Annotated in this window: 22 protein-coding genes; 10 read left to right on the forward strand and 12 right to left on the reverse strand. The window is 56.3% G+C overall.

Features of this window, described 5'->3' with window-relative positions; genetic code table 11:
- Positions 1-25 precede the first annotated feature (25 nt).
- Together ABXH05_RS14250 and ABXH05_RS14255 are read left to right on the forward strand one after the other, a co-directional pair.
- Positions 26-460 carry a PaaI family thioesterase gene (locus tag ABXH05_RS14250; protein ID WP_353561669.1) on the forward strand — a complete coding sequence of 145 codons (435 nt, stop codon included), beginning with the start codon at positions 26-28 and terminating at the stop codon, positions 458-460.
- Positions 461-464: 4 nt separating this feature from the next.
- Positions 465-1,511, forward strand: coding sequence for an LLM class flavin-dependent oxidoreductase (locus ABXH05_RS14255; RefSeq protein ID WP_353561671.1), 1,047 nt, complete (start codon positions 465-467; stop codon positions 1,509-1,511).
- Here the strand turns inward: ABXH05_RS14255 and ABXH05_RS14260 are convergent.
- Positions 1,508-2,761, reverse strand: coding sequence for a NupC/NupG family nucleoside CNT transporter (locus ABXH05_RS14260; RefSeq protein ID WP_353561673.1), 1,254 nt, complete (start codon positions 2,759-2,761; stop codon positions 1,508-1,510). The two genes, ABXH05_RS14255 and ABXH05_RS14260, sit on opposite strands and share 4 nt — an antisense overlap.
- A gap of 182 nt (positions 2,762-2,943) precedes the next feature.
- Here ABXH05_RS14260 and ABXH05_RS14265 point away from each other — a divergent pair, with 182 nt between their 5' ends.
- Entirely contained in the window at positions 2,944-3,846 is a 903-nt protein-coding gene (locus ABXH05_RS14265; RefSeq protein WP_353561675.1) for an SDR family NAD(P)-dependent oxidoreductase, read from the forward strand.
- Between the two features lie 40 nt (positions 3,847-3,886).
- Here the strand turns inward: ABXH05_RS14265 and ABXH05_RS14270 are convergent, their stop codons facing one another.
- The 4 genes from ABXH05_RS14270 to ABXH05_RS14285 all read right to left on the reverse strand — a co-directional run bounded on the left by ABXH05_RS14270 (position 3,887) and on the right by ABXH05_RS14285 (position 8,425).
- Entirely contained in the window at positions 3,887-5,764 is a 1,878-nt protein-coding gene (locus ABXH05_RS14270; RefSeq protein WP_353561677.1) for an ATP-binding protein, read from the reverse strand.
- A 108-nt stretch (positions 5,765-5,872) separates the two neighbouring features.
- Positions 5,873-7,081, reverse strand: a complete 1,209-nt coding sequence (locus tag ABXH05_RS14275) for an acyl-CoA dehydrogenase family protein (protein WP_348139692.1) — start codon at positions 7,079-7,081, stop codon at positions 5,873-5,875.
- 90 nt (positions 7,082-7,171) lie between these two features.
- Positions 7,172-7,468: a putative quinol monooxygenase gene (locus ABXH05_RS14280; RefSeq protein ID WP_348139690.1), complete on the reverse strand. Its 297-nt coding sequence runs from the start codon at positions 7,466-7,468 to the stop codon at positions 7,172-7,174.
- A gap of 153 nt (positions 7,469-7,621) precedes the next feature.
- Positions 7,622-8,425, reverse strand: a complete 804-nt coding sequence (locus tag ABXH05_RS14285) for a crotonase/enoyl-CoA hydratase family protein (protein ID WP_353561679.1) — start codon at positions 8,423-8,425, stop codon at positions 7,622-7,624.
- A gap of 159 nt (positions 8,426-8,584) precedes the next feature.
- Between ABXH05_RS14285 and ABXH05_RS14290 the strand changes: the two genes are divergently transcribed.
- Positions 8,585-9,988: a sensor histidine kinase gene (locus ABXH05_RS14290; protein WP_353561681.1), complete on the forward strand. Its 1,404-nt coding sequence runs from the start codon at positions 8,585-8,587 to the stop codon at positions 9,986-9,988.
- Positions 9,989-10,003: 15 nt separating this feature from the next.
- Here ABXH05_RS14290 and ABXH05_RS14295 read toward each other — a convergent pair whose 3' ends face one another.
- The 3 genes from ABXH05_RS14295 to ABXH05_RS14305 all read right to left on the reverse strand — a co-directional run bounded on the left by ABXH05_RS14295 (position 10,004) and on the right by ABXH05_RS14305 (position 13,282).
- Positions 10,004-10,711, reverse strand: a complete 708-nt coding sequence (locus ABXH05_RS14295; RefSeq protein ID WP_353561683.1) for an SDR family NAD(P)-dependent oxidoreductase — start codon at positions 10,709-10,711, stop codon at positions 10,004-10,006.
- Positions 10,712-10,810: 99 nt separating this feature from the next.
- Positions 10,811-11,938, reverse strand: coding sequence for an acyl-CoA dehydrogenase family protein (locus ABXH05_RS14300; RefSeq protein WP_353561685.1), 1,128 nt, complete (start codon positions 11,936-11,938; stop codon positions 10,811-10,813).
- Positions 11,939-12,094: 156 nt separating this feature from the next.
- On the reverse strand, positions 12,095-13,282 hold the full coding sequence (locus tag ABXH05_RS14305) for an acyl-CoA dehydrogenase family protein (protein WP_348139680.1): 1,188 nt from the start codon (positions 13,280-13,282) through the stop codon (positions 12,095-12,097).
- 269 nt (positions 13,283-13,551) lie between these two features.
- Between ABXH05_RS14305 and ABXH05_RS14310 the strand changes: the two genes are divergently transcribed.
- Positions 13,552-14,367, forward strand: a complete 816-nt coding sequence (locus ABXH05_RS14310; protein ID WP_353561687.1) for an adenosylcobinamide-GDP ribazoletransferase — start codon at positions 13,552-13,554, stop codon at positions 14,365-14,367.
- On the opposite strand, the gene cobA is transcribed toward ABXH05_RS14310, so the two are convergent.
- Positions 14,317-15,219 (reverse strand): uroporphyrinogen-III C-methyltransferase, encoded by a 903-nt coding sequence (gene cobA / locus ABXH05_RS14315; protein ID WP_502947742.1) that lies wholly within the window; start codon positions 15,217-15,219, stop codon positions 14,317-14,319. The genes ABXH05_RS14310 and cobA overlap by 51 nt on opposite strands.
- 194 nt (positions 15,220-15,413) lie before the next feature.
- Between cobA and ABXH05_RS14320 the strand changes: the two genes are divergently transcribed.
- The 3 genes from ABXH05_RS14320 (at position 15,414) to ABXH05_RS14330 (ending at position 18,132) form a co-directional block, all read left to right on the forward strand.
- Entirely contained in the window at positions 15,414-16,112 is a 699-nt protein-coding gene (locus ABXH05_RS14320) for a retropepsin-like aspartic protease family protein (RefSeq protein ID WP_353561689.1), read from the forward strand.
- Between the two features lie 100 nt (positions 16,113-16,212).
- Positions 16,213-17,712 carry a phosphomannomutase/phosphoglucomutase gene (locus tag ABXH05_RS14325; RefSeq protein ID WP_353561691.1) on the forward strand — a complete coding sequence of 500 codons (1,500 nt, stop codon included), beginning with the start codon at positions 16,213-16,215 and terminating at the stop codon, positions 17,710-17,712.
- A gap of 3 nt (positions 17,713-17,715) precedes the next feature.
- On the forward strand, positions 17,716-18,132 hold the full coding sequence (locus ABXH05_RS14330; protein ID WP_353561693.1) for a PaaI family thioesterase: 417 nt from the start codon (positions 17,716-17,718) through the stop codon (positions 18,130-18,132).
- On the opposite strand, the gene ABXH05_RS14335 is transcribed toward ABXH05_RS14330, so the two are convergent.
- The 3 genes from ABXH05_RS14335 to ABXH05_RS14345 all read right to left on the reverse strand — a co-directional run bounded on the left by ABXH05_RS14335 (position 18,129) and on the right by ABXH05_RS14345 (position 21,372).
- Positions 18,129-18,965, reverse strand: coding sequence for a sulfite exporter TauE/SafE family protein (locus ABXH05_RS14335; protein WP_353561695.1), 837 nt, complete (start codon positions 18,963-18,965; stop codon positions 18,129-18,131). The two genes, ABXH05_RS14330 and ABXH05_RS14335, sit on opposite strands and share 4 nt — an antisense overlap.
- Before the next feature lie 12 nt (positions 18,966-18,977).
- A complete protein-coding gene (gene dusA, locus ABXH05_RS14340; protein WP_353561697.1) occupies positions 18,978-20,003 on the reverse strand; it encodes a tRNA dihydrouridine(20/20a) synthase DusA in 1,026 nt (341 codons plus the stop codon).
- Between the two features lie 133 nt (positions 20,004-20,136).
- Positions 20,137-21,372: an acyl-CoA dehydrogenase family protein gene (locus ABXH05_RS14345; RefSeq protein WP_353561699.1), complete on the reverse strand. Its 1,236-nt coding sequence runs from the start codon at positions 21,370-21,372 to the stop codon at positions 20,137-20,139.
- A 179-nt stretch (positions 21,373-21,551) separates the two neighbouring features.
- On the opposite strand from ABXH05_RS14345, the gene ABXH05_RS14350 reads away from it, so the two are divergent.
- Together ABXH05_RS14350 and moaB are read left to right on the forward strand one after the other, a co-directional pair.
- Entirely contained in the window at positions 21,552-21,971 is a 420-nt protein-coding gene (locus ABXH05_RS14350; RefSeq protein WP_353561701.1) for a DUF4112 domain-containing protein, read from the forward strand.
- Positions 21,972-22,068: 97 nt separating this feature from the next.
- A complete protein-coding gene (moaB, locus tag ABXH05_RS14355) occupies positions 22,069-22,587 on the forward strand; it encodes a molybdenum cofactor biosynthesis protein B (protein WP_348139662.1) in 519 nt (172 codons plus the stop codon).
- Positions 22,588-22,594: the final 7 nt, after the last annotated feature.

Raw genomic sequence — 22,594 nt, forward strand, 5'->3', positions numbered from 1 at the left:
TAACTTGAACAAGAGAATTGGCATCATGGATTTTACACCACCGGCAGGTCTTGAAGGCTGGGAAAAATGGGGCGCCGATGAGCCTTACGAAGATATGGCCGGTCCGTTCTTCTTCCAGCGCACACCCCAAGGCGTTGTGTCTGCCTTCAAGGTAGAGCCCAAACACCTGAATGGCGGCAACGCCATCCATGGCGGCATGCTGATGACATTTGCGGACTATGCCCTGTTCACCATCGCGCTGGAGGAGTTGACCGATACCCATGCCGTCACAATTGCGCTCAACGGCGAATTCACAGCTGCGGGCCCATCCAGTGGTATTGTTTATGCGTCCGGAGAAGTTGTACGGGAGACCGGCAGCATGATTTTTGTTCGGGGAACAATAAATGCTGATGATGCCCGGACAGGACCAACACTGCTAAGCTTCAGCGGCATCGTGAAGAAATTGAAAAAGCGCAGCTAATCAAATGCACCAGCCCCTGTTATCGATACTCGACCAGTCGCCTATTCGCGCCGGAGGCACTGCTGCCCAGGCGCTGGGTGACACCATCGACCTTGCCAAACGCTGCGATGCGTTGGGATATCATCGTTACTGGGTGGCTGAACATCACAACACCAAGTCCTTCGCCGGATCAGCTCCGGAAGTCCTCATAGCGCGGCTGGCGGCGGAAACCAAAACCATGCGCATCGGGTCCGGTGGCGTGATGATGCCGCACTATTCTCCGCTCAAGGTGGCAGAGACGTTTCGGCTTCTTGAGACGCTCTATCCAGGACGGATTGATCTGGGTTTGGGCAGGGCCGCTGGTGCAGAACCACGCACAACGGCTGCCTTGATGCCGGGGCCCAAAGCCTATCCACTTGAAGTGTTCCCGCAGCAGGTGCAGTTGCTCACCCAGTTTCTTGAGGACTCAACGGGACTCGAGGGTGACGCAGGCGGATTTCCGGAAGATCACCCGTACCGGGGCATTCACGCGGCTCCCATGGGTCCCGGCGTGCCAGACATGTGGCTGCTTGGCTCGGGTGGTGATAGCGCCATGCATGCAGCCCAGTTCGGCCTGAGCTACTGCTATGCGCATTTCATCAATCCGGAATCGCCTGATCGTGCGTTCGAGACATATCGCAGACACTTCCGCCCTTCCCGCACCTTAAAGACCCCACGTGCGTCCATGGGCGTGTCGGTCATGGTGGCCGAAACAGAAGATGAAGCGCGCCGGATATGCGCAAGCCGCAATCTCTGGGTGTTGTGGATGATGCAGGGCAAACCCGGGCCCTTCCCGACAATCGAAGATGCACTTTCCTATCCGTATACGGATGAGGAACAAGAGATCATCAAGGGAATTGAAGCCCGCGGAATGACCGGCACACCAGAACAGGTCAAGGCCCAGCTGCTCACCTTGGAGAGCGAACATGATGTCGAAGAGTTCGCTCTTGTGACCATCACCCATGATCATGCCCATCGGGTCCGGTCCTATGAGCTTCTTGCAGATGCATTTGCTCTTGCGAAAGCCGCCTAGGACACGACACCGACCACTGCACCGGTCATGCAGGTAGCAAGCGTCCCGGCGACAAACGCTTTGCCGGCAAGGCCGATGATTTCATCACGGCGTTCAGGAACCAGATTGGTCAATCCGCCAATCATGATTCCAACAGAGCCGGGATTTGCGAATCCACACAACGCATAGACCATGATAAGCTGAGAGCGCTCAGATAGCGCACCCGGTTCCAGATTGGTAAGGGCGAGATAAGCAAGAAACTCATTCAGTACCGTCTTGATGCCCATCAGCGACCCGGCATTGCCCGCTTCGCTCCAGGGAATGCCCATAGACCAGACGATGGGGGCAAACAGCCACCCGAACACACGCTCCAGAGTCAAAGGTGCGTCAGCGACGTCTGGCAGAATACCAAGGGTAATGTCCGCAAGAGCCACCAGCGCAACAGCTACAATGAGCATTGCCGCGATGGCGAGCATCAATTGCAGTCCGCTGGTTGTTCCCTGCACGATAGCATCCATGCTGCCTCGGTATTCAAGGCTTGGCGCATCATTGCCTACAGATGTGCCCTGTGTCGTCTCAGGAACCATGATGCGCGCGATGATGATGGCGGCAGGTAGCGAGATAAATGACGCGGCAATGATATGCCCCAGCGCGCCGTCAACTCGCGCGCCTATAACGCTGGCGTAAAGGACCAGCACCGTTCCCGCCACGGTCGCGAGCCCCACTGACATCAATGCAAATAATTCCGAGCGCGAAAGACGTGCCAGGTAAGGCCGAATGAGAATGGGCGCCTCGACCATTCCCATGAAAACGTTTGCGCCAGACGCCAGCCCCAGCGCGCCGCCGATATTCAAAGTACGCCGCAGAACCGCCGAAAGCGCTCCAATGACTATCGGCAAAATGCGCCAGTGCCACAGCAGGGCGGCCAAGGCGGAGACCACAAGCACGATGGGAAGCGACTGAAAGGCCAGACTGAAGCCGGCGGCCGGGTTGGTAACCTCAAAGGGGGCATCCCCGCCACCGACATATCCAAAGACGAATGATGTTCCAGCACGTGTTGCCGCCATCAAGGCATCGACAAGCCCGTTCAGGGAAAGCATGGCCTGGTGGGCAAACGGTACGCGTAGAAACAAAAGCGCGATTACAAGTTGGGCAATCAGGCCCGCCAGGACTGTTTTCCAGGCGAAAATTTGCCGATTCTCACTCAGGCACCACGCCAGCCCGACGAATACCAGCAGGCCGAAAAGGCTCTGCAGCACCAAAAAATCCATAGATAAGGTCCCCGGATTGCCCCGCCCTCGATCAGAGGGGCGAAATTAGACGTAGGCGTGCAGCTTGACCCCACATGGCGGGCATTGCAAAACCTCCCCAGCATTTTTTGCGGTGCCCGTGCCGGGTGCCGCACTCCCTCAACAACTCAGGCATATCGGCCAAAAAGAGGATCAATCAGAACATGACTATTTCGTTCGAAGGTAAGGTTGCAATCGTAACCGGTGCAGGCGGTGGCCTTGGCCGGTGTCACGCTCTTGAGCTCGCCCGTCGCGGTGCCAAGGTCGTGGTCAACGATCTTGGTGGGTCCGTGGATGGCTCAGGCGGATCATCTGAAGCTGCTGACAAGGTCGTTGAAGAAATCAAAGCCCTTGGCGCCGAAGCAATTTCCAACGGCTCAAGCGTCACAGACGATGCTGGCGTTGCAAACCTCGTCAAGCAGACGATGGACGCATTCGGCCGCATCGACATCCTCATCAACAATGCCGGCATCCTGCGCGACAAGAGCTTCGCGAAGATGGACCAGAAAGACTGGGATCTGGTTGTTGATGTGCACCTTGCAGGTTCTGCCAAGGCGACCAAGGCAGTATGGCCGATCATGAAAGAGCAGCAGTATGGCCGCATCATGATGACGTCCTCGTCCTCAGGTCTCTACGGCAACTTTGGCCAGGCCAACTACGGCGCTGCGAAGCTTGGTCTTGCGGGTCTTATGAACACGCTGAAGATCGAAGGTCAGAAGGACAACATCAAGGTCAATACGCTGGCACCGGTTGCCTTTACGCGTATGACTGAAAACCTGATGCCACCTGAAGCAGAAGCCATGCTGAAGCCGGAATTCGTATCTCCCGGCGTGATGATCCTCGTCAGCGACGACGCGCCAACAGGTACCATCCTGTGCGCAGGTGCTGGCGTCTTCGCAGCGGCCCAGGTTGTGGAAGCTGATGGCGTTTATGTGGGCCGTGATGACCTCACAGCTGAGAAGGTTCTGGAAAACTGGGACCAGATCACAGACTTCTCAAACTCCAAGCCGTTCTTCATGGGTGGCGAGCAGACTGGCAAGTTCTTTGAAAAGGCGTCCGGCAAGTAAGCCAACAGCCTGATCAAGAAATCAAGCAGCCGCGTGTGCCTCAGGCATGCGCGGCTGTTTTGTCTTCTGCGGCAGGATCATCCCCAGTCACGCGAAGAATTTCAGCCTGCAGCAGTGCAGTATCAAGCGGCTTGGACACATATCCATCAAAGCCTTGCTCAAGATATGACTCGCGTTGCCCTGCCATCGCGTTTGCGGTGATCGCGAGAACGGGAATTTTGCCCCTACCACTTGGCAGTTTCCGTATTTCCGCCGTCGCCGTGATACCATCCATGACTGGCATCTGGACATCCATCAGCACCACATCGAAGTTTCCGTACGCCACGGCATCCACAGCCTGACGTCCGTTCTCAACAATCTCGTACTGATAGCCAAAACGCTCTATGAAGGCGCGCATGAGCTTCTGATTGATCGGGTGATCATCCGCGACAAGCACACGCAGCGGCCCGTCAGCAGTATTCAGGGCGTCATCGAGACTTATCTCGGGTTTGGTGGGAGCTGCAGCTTCCTCGGTCGGCACGTATGCCGCGAAGAACCGGCATGGAATCTCGACGACGAAAGTCGAACCTTCTCCAACCGTGCTCTCCACGTGAATAGTGCCGCCCATCAAGTGAGCGAACTCCTGGCAAAGGGTAAGCCCGAGGCCTGACCCACCATAGCTGCGTGAGGTGGAAGCATCCGCCTGTGTGAACTTTTCAAAAATGCGCTTCTGGGCCTCGGGTGGAATACCGGGGCCGGAATCAGACACTTCAAAGCGCAAATTGCCGTCGCTTGGAGCGGCAACTGCCACGGCGACAAAGCCGGAGGACGTAAACTTCACAGCGTTGCCCACAAGGTTCGTCAGCAATTGCTGGACTTTACGGCTGTCCAACTCCGCACGGGCCGGGACTGATGGATCGACGTCCACCTTGAAGTCAAGCCCCTCATCGCGCGCGCGTGGCGCCCAGAGGGATTCAATACCTTCGACAATACGTCGGGGATCTTCTTCATCCGCATCAAGAGACATCCGGCCAGCTTCGATGCGCGACAGGTCAAGCGTGTCGTTGAGAAGCGCCAGCAAGTTGTCACCGGATTCCACAATTGTCTGGGCGTAGATTTGCTGCTCTTCAGACAGGTCGCCGCGCTGAAGCATCTGAGCCATTCCCAGCATGCCGTTCATCGGCGTACGGATTTCATGACTCATCATCGCCAGAAACTCGGTCTTGGCCTTGTTTGCCTGATCCGCACGCCGCCTGTCTGCTTCAGCAGCCCGACGTGCAATTTCCAGCTCGCCAATAAGTTCATCCTTGTCCGCCTGGACAATGAAGACGCTCCTGCTCAGACGCAAATTAGCAATCGTGTTGCGAGCCACCAGCATCACCAGGATGATGGCAAGGCCCGCAAGCGCAATGTCCGCAGGTCGGTCTGCATAGAAGGCCGGGACCGTAACAATCAGCAGGCCGGGCACCGCCCCACTGGTTATGGCAATTCTCGGGATCGCACCGTTTTGATTGGTCACCACCATGAGCGATCCGGCCCAGGCCAGTAGCACAAGCGTCGTGCACATGGGATCGTTTGTTCCCATGCCAAACAGCAGGCCCGGCGCCCAGATCAACAGGGTGCCAAGCGAGGCAAGCTGCAAGATCGATGTGCGCCTGTGTACATTGCGAACTGATGTGCGCGTGCGGCTGAGCTTTAGCCGGACAACGGAAAAGGCAATTTCTGCGATTATCACAGCGATGGCCCAGATCATGGCTTCAAGGCCGAGACCCACAGACCAGAAGGCTACTGCCAGCAGACCTGCAAAAAGAACTGAGTTAAGGAGATCCCACTTGTGCACATCAAGATAGTTCTCGACGCCGGCAATAGCTTCGTCGAGTTCAGCCTTGGTGCGAGGCTTGCCCCACAGGGCATGGCGGAATGTTTCCCAGCGCGTCATGGTGGGAATTATTGACCCTGACGGGTTAAAAATTTGATGGTGTACAAACAACAAAAAAGCCGGGGCAAATCGCTGCCCCGGCTTCATTTGTTAGCAAGTGGTTAAGGCTTAGAGCCCCAGCACTGCCTTTGCCATGATGTTGCGCTGGATCTCGTTGGACCCCGCATAAATCGATGCTTTACGCAGACTGAAGTAGTAGGGCGCAGTGACCGGCGCGTAGTCCGGACCCACCACTTCTTCGTTCTTGAGCGCAAAAGTGTCCTCGACAAACGGCATGCCGTAGTAGCCGATGCCTTCAAGAGCCAGCTCAGATATCGCTTGCTGAAGCTCCGTGCCGCGGCACTTGAGCATCGACGATTCCGGGCCCGGATTCTGTCCATTGGACATCGCGGAGAAGATACGCAGCTCTGTGAACTCCATGGCGCGAATCTGGGTTTCGATGTCGTTGACCTTGGCCTTGAAGTGAGGCTGGTCAGCCAGCGTCTCACCATTGATCTTGGTATCGGCAGCGATCTTCCTGACCTTGCCAAGCGACCGGTAGAGACCAGGACCGTATGCATTGCCTCGTTCAAACTCGAGCAGGTACTTGGCGTAGGTCCAACCTTTGTTCTCTTCGCCGATGAGGTTGTCCTTGGGGACCTTCACATCTTCGAAGAACACCTGATTGATTTCCTGCTTGCCTTCCGCAGGACCATCCAGTGTGACCAGTGGTTCAACCTTCACACCCGGGGTGTGCATGTCGATCAACAGGAACGAAATGCCGTCCTGACGCTTCTCCATCTTCTTGGTGCGCACAAGGCAGAAAATCATGTCAGCGTGCTGTGCCTGGGTGGTCCAGATCTTGGAGCCGTTGCACAGATAGTGATCGCCCTTGTCCTCAGCCTTCATCTGCAATGACGCGAGATCAGACCCGGAGCCTGGTTCAGAATAGCCCTGACACCACCACACATTGGTGGCGAGGATATCCGGGAGATATTTCTTCTTCTGCTCTTCGGAGCCAAATTTCATGATAACCGGAGCAACCATCCGGATGCCGAACGGCACGACCAGCGGCACGCCTGCAGCAGACATTTCGCTGTCGTAGATGAAATGCTGGCTCGGAGTGAAACCCGGGCCGCCATGCTCTTCGGGCCAGTGCGTCGCAGCCCAGCCTTTCGCGTGCAGGCGCTTCTGCCACAGAATGTGGTCTTCCTTGTCCAGGTAGCCATTCTTGGTGAGTGACATCTTGCGACGAAGGTCATCGGTGAATGCTTCTGCGATAAAGGCGCGAACCTCTTCGCGGAATGCGTCATCTTCTTTGGAGAAACTCAGATCCATGGATCGGCTCCTGTTCTGTACACTGATTGTCAGGCGAATTCGGCAAGCTGACCTTTGCGGTCAGCTTGCCGTTGTCAAAATTGGGTGTGCTTAGGCAACTGGGTCGAGGTAATCGAGGACGGGTGCCCCGCCGAGAACCGCGCCAAGCTTGGGGCCAGCTGCTTTGAAATGATCTGACTCACCGTGCGCCTTGAGGGCAGCATCGTCCTTGTAGCGCTCCATGATCACGTACTTCGAAGCGTCAGCCTTGGACTTGTAAAAGTCATACATTTCACAGCCCGGCTCATTTGCCAGCACCTGCTCGCGAAGACCTTTGAACACTTCTTCGAATTCAGCTTCCTTGCCAGCCTGGATAGTGAGCGTTGCAACAATGCCAACTGCGGCCATGGTAATTCTCCCTTGGGATTTGTGTTGTTTTCAAAGTTGTAAATTGCGTTGCCGGGACTTTATGTCCCTGACCGTCAGGGGGCAAATCCCCATGACGGCTATTATTTGGCAAAAATGCAAAGTGGTTTGGCGTGGGTGCACTGTGGGCCTGACTTACTGACCTTTGTAAGTCGGCGTCCGCTTCTCAATAAAGGCAGAAACAGCCTCTGCATGATCGTCCGTGTGGTGCGCCAAAGCCTGCATATTGGCCGACATATCCATGATTTGATCAAATGTTGTGGTCATGCCTTGCCGCATCAGCCGCTTTGTCATGCGCAGCACGTGCGGCGGCTGGCCGGCCATTTTGTCTGCCAGTTTGCGGGCTTCGGCCATCAAGTCATCATGTGGCACAACGCGGCTTACGAGACCCCACAGGCAGGCTGTTTCAGCGTCGATTACATCGCCAGTGAAGAACAGTTCGGCAGCCCGTGCGGTGCCAATCACCCGTGGAAGCAACCAGGAACCACCATCGCCAGGCACTAGGCCGATTTTGAGGAAAGTTGCGCCAAAAATGGCTTTGTCCGAGGCAATTCGGGTGTCTGCCAGACACGCAACATCATTGCCCAGACCGATGGCAGGACCATTGACCGCCGCAATCATAGGCACTTCCAGTGACCACAGGGATTTCACGATGCGGTGGATACCGGTGTAGTAACCCCGCGCGATGTCCACACCAGCGCCGGCGAAGCTTCCAGCCTTGTCGTTCATCGCCTTGATGTTCCCGCCAGCCGAGAAGGCTTTTCCCGCACCGGTCAGGATCACCGCCCGAATATCGATATTGCCATTAATCTGCTCAGCAGCTTCGGCGAATGCCGGTCCATCCTCAGCCTCGCCCAAGGCATTGCGGCTGTCAGGCCGGTTGATAGTCAACGTGGCCACATGGCCATCAATGTCGAGAAGCAGCGGCGAAGCGGTCATGGGTATTTCCTCTGGGTTTTTTGCTGGAAAGTGCGGCATTTGCGCGCCTGAACGCGGCTCAGCGAAGCGGTTGTTAACACATTACATGCATAGTCAAGAAGTACGGGCAGGCTTTCGAGCGCTGCCCATTTGTAAATTGATTTCCCGGAGCGACAGGTCGTGACCTTGTCCCCTACCCATATTCCCCGAAGCGCGACACGCTCGCAGCTGGACTATTTCGTCCAGAACATGGCCTCGTCTGGCAAACTAGTGCCTCTCCTGATGGCCGGTGTCGGTGGTATTCTAGTCTTCTGGACGACGCCTTTGGCGGCAGCCCTTTGGTTTGTTGTGACCGCTGGCAGCTATCTGGCCTTTTACTATGTGGCAAAGACCAAGCAACCGCCGGTCAACCAGCCTAAGGCCTTCGAGCGATGGTCGAAGACTGTCGTTCGACTCAATCTTTTCTCAGAACTGAGCTGGGCATCAATGGTGCTGTGGTTTTGGGTGCCCGGAGACGTGCTCAACAACGCCTTTTTGCTCGGCGTTATGGCGGCACATCTGGCTATGGCCGTGGGTCACTCCTCAATCTACTTGCCACTGATGTACTCATCTTTGTTTGTACCTGCGGCAGCCCTAGTGTTTCGACCTATTTTGAGCGGCGACCCCCTGCTGATGGCCATCGGCTGTGTCGCTGCGGTCTACACCTACTTCCTCTATTCAATGGCCAAAGGCATCAACAAGACCTCCACTGACATGCTGACTTTGCGGGATGAGAAAGATGCTCTCATCGCCAAGCTTGAGACGGAAAAGACGACTGCCGAACATGCCCGCACTGAAGCTGAAGAAGCCAGCCAGACAAAATCGGCATTTCTGGCAAGTATCAGCCACGAGCTTCGCACGCCGTTGAACGCCATCATTGGCTTTTCGGATGTGATGCGCGGCGAGACTTTCGGTGAGCTTGGGCACGACAACTACAAACAATATGCGGAAGACATTCACGGCAGCGGCCGCCACTTGCTGTCATTGATTGATGATGTCTTGGATCTTGCTCGCATCGAAGCCGGGCGACTGGAACTGACGGAAGAACCTGTCGACCTATCTGAAGTCGCCAGGGAATGCGCCCGCATGATCGAGATCCCGGCCGAGAAACGCGGCATCTCGCTTGTGCTGGACGTACCCAAACACCATCCGCGCATCCTCGCAGACAATCGCGCGGTTCGTCAGTTGTGGCTCAATCTGATGTCCAACGCCCTTAAGTTCACCGATGACGGTGGCAGCCTCACTTTGTTTGCAAACATCCAAAGCGACGGTTCAGTCGCGTTTGGTGTTGCTGATACCGGTTGCGGGATGGACGAAGATGAGCTTGCACGGGTCATGCAGGCGTTTACTCAGGGTAACTCCAAATCACGCACAGGCGAACGTGGCACGGGACTAGGTCTCGCTATCGTTAGCGGTCTTGTCCACGCCCATGGCGGCTTCCTGGACCTTCAAAGTGCGGTTGGCAAAGGCACGCGCGCAACCGCGGTTCTGCCGCGGGCACGGCTGATCCAAAATGAACTTCAGCCAGTGCGCGATACCGCCTAGGCGCGTACTGGATAACTACCAGTTTTCACCGAATGGCCTGATGACTGTATCGAATGTCCATGTTGAACGCGGCTGATGCGCGACACGAAAGCATTCCTCAGCAATATCGACCGGCTTTGCGAAAAAGTCGTCTGGTTGATCAGGCATCGCCTCACGTGCCCATGGCACGTCAATAACGGCATCAATCGCCACATACGCTGCATGCACACCCTTAGGACCAGCATCCCGCGCAACGCTTTCGAGTAGAATGCGCTGCGCCGCCTTGGTGGGTGCGAAGCCCGCAAAGTTGGCTTTGCCGCGATAGGCAGACGTATTGCCGGTCGCCATCACAACACCCTCACCGGCCTTGATCATCGATGGCACCACCTGCTGGCAGATGTTGAGCAATGCCATCACATTGACCTGAAAGTTCCGCTCCAGAACCTCTGGTTTGATGTCGAGGAAGCTACCAAAGGCACCCCCCACCGCATTATGAACAACGACGGATGGCACGCCGAAATCCTCACTGACCGATTCTATCGTGTGTGCCAGGCTGTCCGTATCAGACACATCACATGCATATGTGTGCGTACCGGCCACCCTGCCTTCAATCTCACGCAGTCGGTCCGTGGAACGGGCTAGCATCGCAACGTCATATCCTCCGACGGCAAACCTTTCTGCCAGCGAAGCACCTGTACCCGGGCCGACACCTGTTACGAGGCAGACCTTCTTTTTCTCAGCCATAGTCTGATCCAATTCGATTGCTTCATGTCAGTAGATACAAAAATGGCCGCTCCTGAAAGGAGCGGCCATTCTTAGTTGTCACATTATCAGGCCTTAGCCTTATGCAGCGTCGGCGTAGCGCTTGAGGTGATAATCGACGTTGCCCAGCTGGGTATCGATCATGGTCAGGCGCTTGAAGTAGTGACCCACGCGCAGTTCGTCGGTCATGCCCATGCCGCCGTGCAGCTGCACAGCCTGCTGGCCAACGAACCGACCCGCCTTGCCGATCTGCACCTTGGCAGCTGAGGCAGCTTTTGTGCGTTCAACGTCACCTTCGCCGAGCTTCAGGTTGACCATGTAGCTGATGGACACTGACTGCTCATGGTTCATGAACATGTCGACCATGCGATGCTGCAGGACCTGGAACTTACCAATTGGCATGCCGAACTGCTTACGCGTCTTGCAATACTCAACGGTGTCATCGACCAGCATCTTCATGCAGCCACATGCTTCAGCAGCAAGAGCGGCGATGCTTTCGTCAGATACCTGCTCAACAAGCGGCAGGCCATTGTCGACTTCGCCGATGACAGCATCTGCACCGACCTTGACGTTTTCGAAAGTGATTTCCGAGGCACGAGAGCCATCAACGGTTGGATAGTCACGCGTGGTGACACCGGTTGCTGATTTGTCGACGATGAAGACCGTAACGCCCTTTTCGTCGCGCTGACCGCCTGATGTGCGGGCTGTAACGATGAGCTTGTCCGCCCAAGGACCGCCAAGCACCACGGCCTTGTTGCCGTTGATCACAAAGCCGTCGCCATCCTTGGCAGCGGTTGTTGTGAGGTCCGCCAGATTGTAGCGCCCCTGAGGCTCTGCGTAAGCGAATGCCCAGATGGTTTCGCCTGCAATGATGCCTGGAATGTGCTCTTCGATCTGAGCCGGGGTGCCGCGACGCAGGAAACCGCCCGCCTGCACCACCGTTGGAATGAACGGCTCGACAACGAGGCCCTTGCCGAATTCTTCCATCAGCACCATCACGTCGATGGGGCCGCCGCCAAGGCCGCCCTGCTCTTCAGAGAACGGCGCTGCCAGCAGGCCAAGTTCGGCCATCTGCTGCCAGTTCTCACGGCTGAAGCCTTCGTCGCTGGCTGTGATCTTACGGCGGGTATCAAAGTCGTACTTGTCCTGAACGAACCGTTCCACGGAGTTGCGCAGTAGGGTCTGTTCTTCGGAGAAGGAAAAATCCATTGCTCAGGCGTCCTTCCTGTTTTCAGGTTGTTTTACGCGAGCCACTTGGACGCGGCCCGTCGAGTCAAAATGTGAATTCATATGATGTCCGTCGCCGGGAGGCGGTGGGACCATAATCCTATCGCCTCCCGGAAACAAAACTGTTCGACGTAGTGATTAGAGCCCCAGCACTGCTTTCGCAATGATGTTGCGCTGAATCTCGTTGGAACCGCCATAAATCGACGTTTTCCGCATGTTGAAGTAGCCCTGTGACACGCCTAGTGCGTAGTCGGGACCAGGCAGCTCGTTGGAGCCTTCGCCATTCGGGGCGGCATATGGATTGGCATAGTTGCCAACGGCTTCCACGGTCAGTTCCGTGATGCGTTGCTGGATTTCTGTGCCTTTGATCTTGAGAATCGAGCTTTCCGGCCCGGGACCCTTGCCTTTGCTTTCCTGAGCCAGTGTCCGCAGTTCGGTGAATTCCAGCGTCGTCAGGTCAATTTCAAGGTCTGCAATCTTGCGCTTGAAGCTGTCCGTCTTGATCAGCGGCTCGCCATCGACGGTTTCTGCACCGGCAATGGTCTTGAGACGCTCAATCGCTTTCTTGGAACGTGCCACACCAGCAATGCCGGAACGCTCGTTGCCGAGCAGGAACTTGGCATAGGTCCAGCCTTTGTTCTCTTCACCGATCATGTTCTCAGCGGGGACACGAACGTCTTCAAGGAAGACTTCATTGACCTCGTGGCCGCCATCGATCGTGATGATCGGGCGCACAGTGATGCCCGGTGTCTTCATGTCGATGAGGATGAAGGAAATACCTTCCTGTGCCTTAACTTCCGTGTCTGTGCGCACAAGGCAGAACATCCAGTCAGCGTGCTGGGCAAGCGTTGTCCAGGTCTTGCTGCCGTTGATCACGTAGTCATCACCATCGCGAACCGCACGGGTGCGCAGGCTGGCAAGGTCAGAACCTGAACCTGGCTCTGAATAGCCCTGGCACCACCAATCTTCACCAGACAGGATGCGCGGCAGATACTTCGCCTTCTGCTCTTCGTTGCCGTAGTTGAAAATCACAGGGCCAACCATGGAGAGGCCGAATGGCAGCAGCGGAGATGTTTCCGCGCGGGCATTCTCTTCACCCCAGATGTAGCGCTGTGTGACGTTCCACTCAGTACCGCCATATTCCTTTGGCCAGTGAGGAGCGACCCAACCCTTTTTGTGAAGCACCTTGTGCCACGCAAGGATGTCTTCCTTGCTCATGTCCTGCCGTGATTTCTTTTCACGCAGATATTCCGGATAATTTCCCTTGATGAACTCGCGAACTTCGTCGCGAAATGCCAGGTCTTCCGGGCTGAACTCAATATCCATGATACTCCCTCCAGGGCGCAGTAAGGCCGACCGTCCGCATTGAGGTTGCGGCCGCACCCATTTATCAAAAAGTGAACACGCGTCACCGTTGCGGGGATATTAGCTCCGATTGTGCGTGTTTCAAGAAAACTGACTCCCCTGCGCCTGTGTGGCGCATCCACCACCACCCCGCTAGGGTCACCTTGACGCGACGTTTTCTGTGATGCCAATTCATCACATAACTTACAATTATGTCGGTAATAGCCTTTGATGATGTCTGACTGCAAGCTATGAGCGATCCCTACCACGCCGCAGATGATGCTTGGACCATCAAAGCCTGGTGGCAGGATTTGCACTCGGCAGCTGCCACTCTTACCCGCTTGCCGCTCCCCCATCCATCTGCTGCCATTGCATTGGACCCACGGGTACGCCGGGCCTATCCTGTGATTGGCGCGCTGATTGGGCTGGCAGCTGGCGGCGTGTTTTTCGCGGCACACGACGTCGGCCTACCTCTGGCAGTTTGCACGGTTTTGAGTGTGGCGGCGCTCATTCTCATCGGTGGACACATGGATGATCATGGGCAGCGCGCAGCCGGTCCTCTCCTGGTTGCTACAATGATCAAGCTTGCGGCGATCTATGTTATCGGCAATCCGTCCACGCCGGATGGCGGGCCTCACATGGTGGTCGTCTCGCTTGCTGCGGCCGGTGCCCTTTCACATGCGGCTGCGATTCTTTTTGAGCCCAATCCTCCAAAAGACGAGGATGTTGAGAACGGGGTGATGCCGGCGCCACCTATGGCAGATCCAAAAGTTGTGATCCTGCCACCGGACGGCACCGAAATTTCCGAAGAAGACATGGATGAGGGGAATGGTCGTGAGCTGGGGCCTGCAACCAGCGCCATCATCATTGCGTTGCTTGTTGCGCTCTTTACCCTTGGCATTCTGCCGGGTGCAGCTGCTGTTGGAGGGGCTGCCATTGGCGCTTGGGGGGCACCACGGATGCTGGCACGGGAAATTGAATCAGAGGTCCTGCCGCTGCCCCTGGCATTGCAGCAATCAGGCGAGGTTTGGGCGCTGCTTGCCCTTGCCATCCTCATGAGCATCTGAGGTCTCACTCAACGGGTCAGGATGCAGGATCCGCCCCTCGGTCAGGGCGCCAAGCCAATCCAACCCCTGTCTCAGACGAACGACTTCACCGATGCAAATGATTGCAGGCGCTTCCATACCAGCTGCTGCAACATCAGCAGCAGCGCGGGCCAGTGTGGTTTCCAAAACCCGCTGATTGGGAGTTGAGGCATTGCTGACCACCGCAACCGGGTCCGTTGGAGCGCGTCCGGCCTCCAAGAAACGTTCCGCAATGACGCCAAGGTGTTTCATGGCCATATACAGGACAATCACAGGTGACCCTTTGCCGATGGCCTGCCAGTCCATGCCATCAGGGACGTCGCCTGCCGCGCTGTGTCCCGTCACAAAGGTAACGGCCTGATTGGTTTCCCGGTGGGTGACGGGAATCCCGGCATAGGCCAATCCACCGGTGCCTGCGCTGACGCCAGGGATCACCCGAAATGGAATTTTCGCACCGACCAGCGCGAGCGCCTCTTCACCACCTCGTCCGAAAACAAAGGGGTCACCACCTTTGAGGCGCAGCACACGCTTGCCTTCGCGTGCGAGCTCAATCAGGCGATCCGAGATATCGCGTTGCTTGGGGCTGGGCTTGCCACCGCGCTTACCGGCGAAAACCAGCTCAGCCGTCGGCTTAGCCAGCGCCAGAATCCGCTCATCCACCAGCGCGTCGTAAACGACCGCATCAGCTTCCGCGAGCCCATGAACCGTATGCAGGGTCAGCAATCCGGGATCGCCGGGCCCAGCACCTGCAAGCCACACCCAGCCGGCGTCGAAGACCGGCAGGCCAAAGCGCTGCCGCATCTCGCCTGGCAAAACGCCGGCAGCTGGTCTCATTTGGGTAGGCCCACTGGTCAAAACGACACCTTAAACACACAAATTTGGCGTAATACCATTTGTATCACAGCGGTAGACAGATAATTACTTGTCCTGATTGCACCAAGTAAAATCGTAGTCTTTTGCTCATACTGTTGCCCACATCTATAGGCGATTGATGAATCCGTGTGACCGGCTTCTTTGGGAGTGACGAGATGTATCGCAATCAGTGGACCTGGATCGGTCTTGGCGGCTTGGCGATCAGCGCTGTTGTTCTGCTTCTGGTGGTCATGAACCCGGGCAGCCTGAATGACGAAAACGATCAGATGCGGCTGGTCTACCTGGTCATTCTCCTGACACTGGTTGGGTCATCCGTGATTGTCGGCTGGCGTGAGCGGGCTGGCCTCGCGCTCAAGCAGGCACTTGTCTGGATCGCCATCGGCATTGTGCTTGTGGCCGCATACTCCTTTCAAAACGAATTCAAAATGCTCGGCCAAAGGCTCATGGGAGAGATTGTTCCCTCCAGTCCGGTTGAACAGAGCAATGGCGAAGTTTCACTGCGGGCAAGCCGTGACGGGCACTTCCATGTTCAGGCATTGATCAACGGAACGAGCGTGAAATTGCTTGTGGACACGGGCGCAAGCGATGTGGCGCTGTCAGCCTCGGACGCAGCCCGGCTGGGCGTTGACACATCGACGCTCAGGTTTGACCGCCTGTACAACACAGCAAATGGCACAGTCCCCGGAGCTCGCGTTGTCCTGGACGAAGTGAAGGTTGGCTCGCTGTCGGTCCGCAATGTCGATGCCTCCATCACCAAAGGGGATGGTCTGTCCCAGTCTCTGCTTGGCATGTCCTTCCTAAGGGAACTAAGTGCAGTGCAATTTGACGGTGACCGTCTCATTCTGCGGCAGTAGGCCAATCAAAACCCACCAAAAACAGCCGATGCAAGGTGGCATGCTGCGTGCTACTCCCTAGCCAACGCCATTGCATTCACCAGCCAAACGAGGCCTGACCATGCTGCCGACCCCCCGCGCAGATATCGCGCCAAACACCCTCGACTATGAGAATGTTCCGCTTGTTGCCCCGCAGGGGTTTCGGGAATACGACGCCCGCTGGCTGTTTGAAAAAGAAATCAATCTGTTAGGTGTTCAGGCACTTGGCCTTGGTCTTGGCACCTTGATCCACGAGCTCGGTGTCAAACCTGAAATTGCCGTCGGGCATGACTACCGCTCCTATTCAACAAGCATCAAGCAAGCGCTCACTACGGGTTTGCTGACGGCTGGCGTCAAAGTTCATGACATCGGCCTTGCTTTGTCGCCCGTCGCGTATTTTTCGCAGTTTGCGCTGGATGTTCCATGCGTTGCGATGGTTACCGCCAGCCACAATGAGAACGGTTGGACAGGCGTCAAAATGGGCGCAAATCGGCCCCTCACTTTTGGTCCTGATGAAATGAGCCGCCTTAAGGAAATCGTGCTTGGTGGAGAAGGCAAATCCCGCGATGGTGGCGGCTATGCATATGTTGACGATATGCGGGATCGCTACATCGCGGACCTGACAGACCGGCCAAAACTCAAGCGAAAGCTCAAAGTGGTTGCTGCTTGCGGCAATGGCACCGCGGGCGCTTTCATGCCGGATGTGCTGAAGGCAACCGGTGCGGAAATCATCCCCCTTGATTGCGACCTCGACCATACGTTCCCACGCTACAATCCAAACCCGGAAGACATGGAAATGCTTCATGCATTGCGTGATGCAGTGCTTGAGCACAACGCAGATGTGGGTCTTGCGTTTGATGGCGACGGCGATCGCTGCGGCGTGGTGGACAACACTGGTGAGGAAATCTTCGCTGACAAGGTGGGCGTCATGCTTGCGCGTGACCTTGCGCAACAGCACCCGAACGCAAAATTCGTTGTCGATGTGAAATCAACTGGATTGTTTCTGACAGATCCTGTGTTGCAAAAACTTGGTGCAACGACGGACTACTGGAAGACCGGCCACTCTTACATTAAACGCCGCAGCCATGAGCTTGGCGCGTTGGTAGGCTTTGAAAAATCGGGCCACTATTTCTTCAATACACCTATCGGGCGTGGCTATGACGACGGCTGTGTTGCTGCCCTTGCCGTGCTCGACATGCTGGACCGTGCTCCGGACAAAAGCATGGCTGACCTCAAGAATGATCTCCCCAAGACATGGGGCTCGCCCACCATGTCGCCCCACTGCCCCGATGACAAAAAATATGGTGTCGTCGACAAGGTAGTTGCACACTACACAGCCAAATTTGAGGCTGACGAAACACTGATGGGTCAGAAAATTCGTGACGTCGTCACCGTCAATGGCATTCGCCTGACACTTGAAGACGGGACCTGGGGCCTGGTACGCGCATCATCCAACAAGCCGGGCTTGGTCGTTGTCGTGGAAAGCCCGGCATCCGAAGAAAATCTGCGCGCCATGTTTGAAGAGATCGATGGGGTGCTGTCGCAGCATCCTGAAGTCGGCGAATATGATCAGAAGCTTTAACCGATGAGCAAAATTCCTGACGGATGGAAGCCCATCCACACATTCGACTACGACACCTTCGAGAAACTTGCCGGGCCGATCTACAAGCCACCTCAACAGGTGGACGGGGAACAGCGCTACGGCTTTCTGGTCGAGAAGCGCCACTGTAATCCTTACGGCATGCTCCATGGCGGCATGCTGTCCACGGTTGCTGACACGCTGCTGGGGTCGGTTGTCTTTCACGCCACAGGCGGGGTCCCCATTGCGACCATCTACCTGAACACAGAATTCATCGCCGGTGCCCGTGAAGGCGACTGGGTAGAAGGCAACGCCACCCTTCGCAAAAAGGGGCGACGCATTGTCTTCACTCAGGGGGATTTCAGTGTGGGTGACAAGCTGATTGCGACCTCTGCCGGTGCGTGGGCAATCATCGGCGCTTAACCGACAAGAACACCATAGAGCATCCGAATTGCCACCAACGCCAGGAAGGCAGCAAAGCCTCGCTTGAGTGTCTTTTGCGGCAATTTGTGCGCAAGGCGCGCTCCGACCGGGGCCATCAGGATGGTGGCCGGCACAATGCAGGCAAAGGCAATCAGGTTCACGTAGCCGATTGATCCCGGCGGCGTCCCCGCCTCATTCCATCCACTGGCGATAAATCCAAGCGTTGCCGGCACAGCGATGATGAGGCCAAGCCCTGCGCTCGTTGCTACGGCCTGATGGATCGTGCGTCCACACAGCGTCATGACTGTGTTGCCGAACGTGCCGCCACCGATCCCCATCAAAGTCGACAGGAATCCAATGATACCACCGATGGCATCACGTCCTGGGCGGCCGGGAATGTCGTCGGCCAGTTTCCAGCTTGATTTGGCGAACGCCATATTGGCTGCAACCACCAAAGCAATGACACCAAAAATAAGCGTCAGTGCGGTGCCGTCGATCATGTCCGCAACAGCCGTGCCGGTCACCACGCCAGCCACAATGGGCAGTATCCAGCTTTTGAGGAGCGGGACATCCACAGCGCCGGATTTGAGATGGCTTCGGAAAGATCGAATGGACGTGACGATGATCGTCGCGAGTGACGTACCTACCGCCACATGCATTTTCACAGCTTCAGGAATTTCAAATGCAGTGAAGACATAAAACAGCACCGGCACGATGACGATGCCACCGCCCACACCGAACAACCCGGCGACAAGGCCCGCGAGCAGGCCTGCAGCAACCAGAGCTGAGACAAAGATCAGAAGAACTGAAAAATCGATACCGGCGAAATCCATGATGGGCGCTATCTACACGTCGCCAGCCGCATACGCACGTTCTTTTCTCTCTGCCACACCTTCATCAGGATCAGGAACAAGCTGCGCACCCGCCATCAGGACCTCCGGTCCTGCGCCCTTCTTGTGCATGTTCTCCGACAGATAGCGCCGGAACGCCCTTGCGCCCGGCGCGCCGTGGAACAGACCGATCACGTGCCGGGCCATCGAGTTAAGTCGGGCACCTGCTTCAAGCTCGGTTTCCACATATGGCAGGAATCTCTCCAGCACCTGGTGCCGACTGGGAACAGCGGCCTTGCTGCCGAAGAAGCGCGAATCAACTGCCGCAAGTACATATGGCTCGTTGTAGGCCGTGCGCCCCATCATCACGCCATCCATGTGGGTGAGATGCTCCTCGACTTCCTCAAGGGTTTGCACACCACCATTGATGCTTATGGGCCAGTCGGGATGTTCCGCCTTCAACCCGTAGACGAGTGGGTAGTCCAGCGGCGGCACGTCACGGTTCTGCTTGGGGGACAGACCATCAAGCCACGCCATGCGGGCATGGACGATGAGCGCATCGGCGCCAGCTGACCGCATGGTTCGAGCAAAAGACGGCAAGACATCCGCAGGAACCTGATCGTCGACACCTATGCGGCATTTCACCGTTATCGGAATGTCGACTTCATTCTTCATCGCCTCCACGCACCGCGCCACAAGGTCTGGCTCGCGCATGAGGCATGCACCAAAGCTGCCCGATTGCACACGGTCTGACGGGCAGCCGACATTGAGATTGATTTCGTCATAGGCCAGGTCAGCGCCAATTCGAGCGGCCTGTGCGAGCTCTGCCGGCTCTGACCCGCCGAGTTGAAGCGCCACCGGGTGTTCCACCGGTGAATAGCCAAGCAGATACCCGCGATCTCCGTTTATGACCGCCGCCGCCGTTACCATCTCCGTGTAGAGGCGCGCATGCGTCGTCATGCAGCGATGGAACACGCGGCAGTGCCGGTCGGTCCACTCCATCATGGGAGCAACGCTAAATCGGTGATCAGCTTTGGCCATTCAACGGCTATGCCCAAACAAGATGCCCGTTCGCACATTCGTGCGGGTCCCGCAGACCTCGGCAGTATTGATAGAATAGCACAGGCTGCTCCGGAAGGACCGGAACAGCCTGTGCAAGATCGTGGTCAGTTACTTAAAGCAAGTCACCGCCAGCCGCAGCAGCTGTGGTGCCATCATTCTTGAAAGCGCGGATAACGTTCTTACCGGTGATCCATTTGTGCACTTCATCAGGACCATCTACCAGACGCTGGGACCGGATGTCCGTATACCAACCTGCCAATGGCGTGTCCGTGCTGTACCCCAGGGCACCGTGCAGCTGAATGGCAGTATCCACCACCTTGTGCACCATGTTGGCGAGGAAGACTTTGGCAATCCCGTTTTCCTGGCGGATATCCAGACCGTTTTCCGCCTTGTACGCGATATGCATCAGCATGAGACGGGCAATGTAAAGCTGGCTTGCACACTCAGCGAGCATGAACTGCACGCCCTGCCTGTCTTCCAGACCTTTGCCAAATGTCGAGCGCTCGGTGACATGCGCCGTCGCCAGATCAAGCGCACGCTGTGCCATCGCGACATTGTGCATGCCATGACGCAGACGCCCGTAGGCCAAACGGTGCTGCCCCATGGCAAACCCCTGTCCTTCGCCGCCGAGTAGATTTTCCTCAGGAACCACAAGGTCCTTGATCTCGATCTCACAGTGGGCAGCTCCCATTTGCTCCGCCACTTCGCTGTGGTGCGCCATGGTGGGGATGTTGCGAATGATTTTGTAGCCGGGATTGGGCAGTTCAACGATAAAGGTCGAAAACTGCTGATGGCGCGCAGCGTCAGGATTTGTTTTCGCCATCACCACCGCAATGTCGGCAACATTTGCTGAACTTGAGAACCACTTCTCACCATTGAGAACGTAGTTCCCCTTGCCGTCCTTCGTTGCGGTTGTCTGCATACCTGTTGCATCAGCGCCGGCGGCTTTTTCCGTCATGGAATAGCAGACGCGCTTGTCACCATTCAGGAATGGCTTGAGGTATTTTTCCTTCTGGAACTCAGTGCCGTGAGCCAGCAGAGTAAGCATGGTTGCATCGTCGGGGCCCTGCGAGTTCATGGACAATGCGCCAAGGTGGCTTTGGCCAAGTTCCATTTGGACCAGTGCATTGGAAAGCGGGCCAAGCCCCATACCGCCGAACTCCTTCGGCATGAATGGCAACCACAGGCCCTGCGCGCGCGCTTTCTTGCGGAGGTCCGCCAGGACTGTCTTGTAGTCCTCGCCGTCGGCCATGCGTTTTTCCGCTGGAATGCACTCGTCCTGCACCCATTTGCGTACGCGGGCACGAACCTCTTTGGCATCGTCTGGAATTACGAAATCGATCGCCATTTTTCTGTTCCTTGTCTTCAATGTTGAATGTGTATTTCTTTCACTCCCATTACAGCACACTCGGGTCGCGTTCGTCGTGGACTTCAAACTCGGTGCCCGCAACACCATGTAAACTCTAAGGTTTCCGACGTATGCTGCGCGTGCGCGCCGTTTCAAGAACCATCGAAGGATTTGTTTCAATGGCCGAGATGCTCCGGGTACCGGAACAGGAAATCATTCTTCCCGACAGCCTGACCGGCGAGGAGCGCGAGACTGCTGAACGCATCGCAAAGCTGGCCAAGCTGCTTGATGCTCAGTTTCCCTTGCCGGGCACACAGGTCCGGCTAGGAGTAGATGGCTTGCTTGGCTTCATCCCCGGCATTGGCGATGCCATTGGGCTCTTACTGGCGGGGTATATTTTTGCGGAAGCATCTCGAGTGAAGGTCAGAAAACGCACGATAGCCGCCATGGCCGTGAACACATTGCTGGATACAGCTGTAGGTGCGGTGCCGGTGCTTGGCGACATTTTTGACATTGCCTTCAAATCAAACATGCGAAATGCCCGATTGATCCTGAAGGATATTGAACGGCGCGGATCTCATCTGGAAGATAAAGACTAAACGCGTATTGCAAATATCACTGTTCCCTCCGGTCTCGCGCTGCAAAGCAGCTTCCCCTATGGTTCGGCTTCCTGACAGTTAAGAGTGGAATTCACCCGTGACAGAAGCAGCCCCCAAAGTCGTCGGCTTTGCCGTTCTGACAATTTCCGATACCCGCGATGAAAGCACCGATACGTCGGGGGCTTACCTCATTGAAGAGATTGGCGCTGCGGGCCACAAGGTGGTTGATCGTGCTATTGTGCAGGATGAGCGCGATGCTATTGCAGCCAAACTGCAGCAGTGGATCGATGACCCCGCGATCAATGCCGTGATCTCGACCGGTGGCACCGGGCTTACAGGGCGCGACATCACACCAGAGGTCTTCCACACGTTCTACGACAAGGAGATCGAAGGCTTCTCTGTCGTGTTCCACATGGTGAGTTATGAAAGCGTCGGTGTCTCAACGCTGCAGTCACGCGCCACTGCCGGCATCGCGGGGGAAACATTCCTGTTTGCTCTGCCTGGCTCAAGTGGTGCTGTGCGGGACGGCTGGGAGAAGGTCCTCAAGGCTGAGTTCGACCACACTCACAAGCCATGTAATCTCATCGAAATGATTCCACGGCTTGGCGAGAAGTAAGATTTCA

Origin of the sequence: Pyruvatibacter sp. HU-CL02332 (assembly GCF_040362765.1) — a bacterium.
GTDB lineage: Bacteria > Pseudomonadota > Alphaproteobacteria > CGMCC-115125 > CGMCC-115125 > Pyruvatibacter.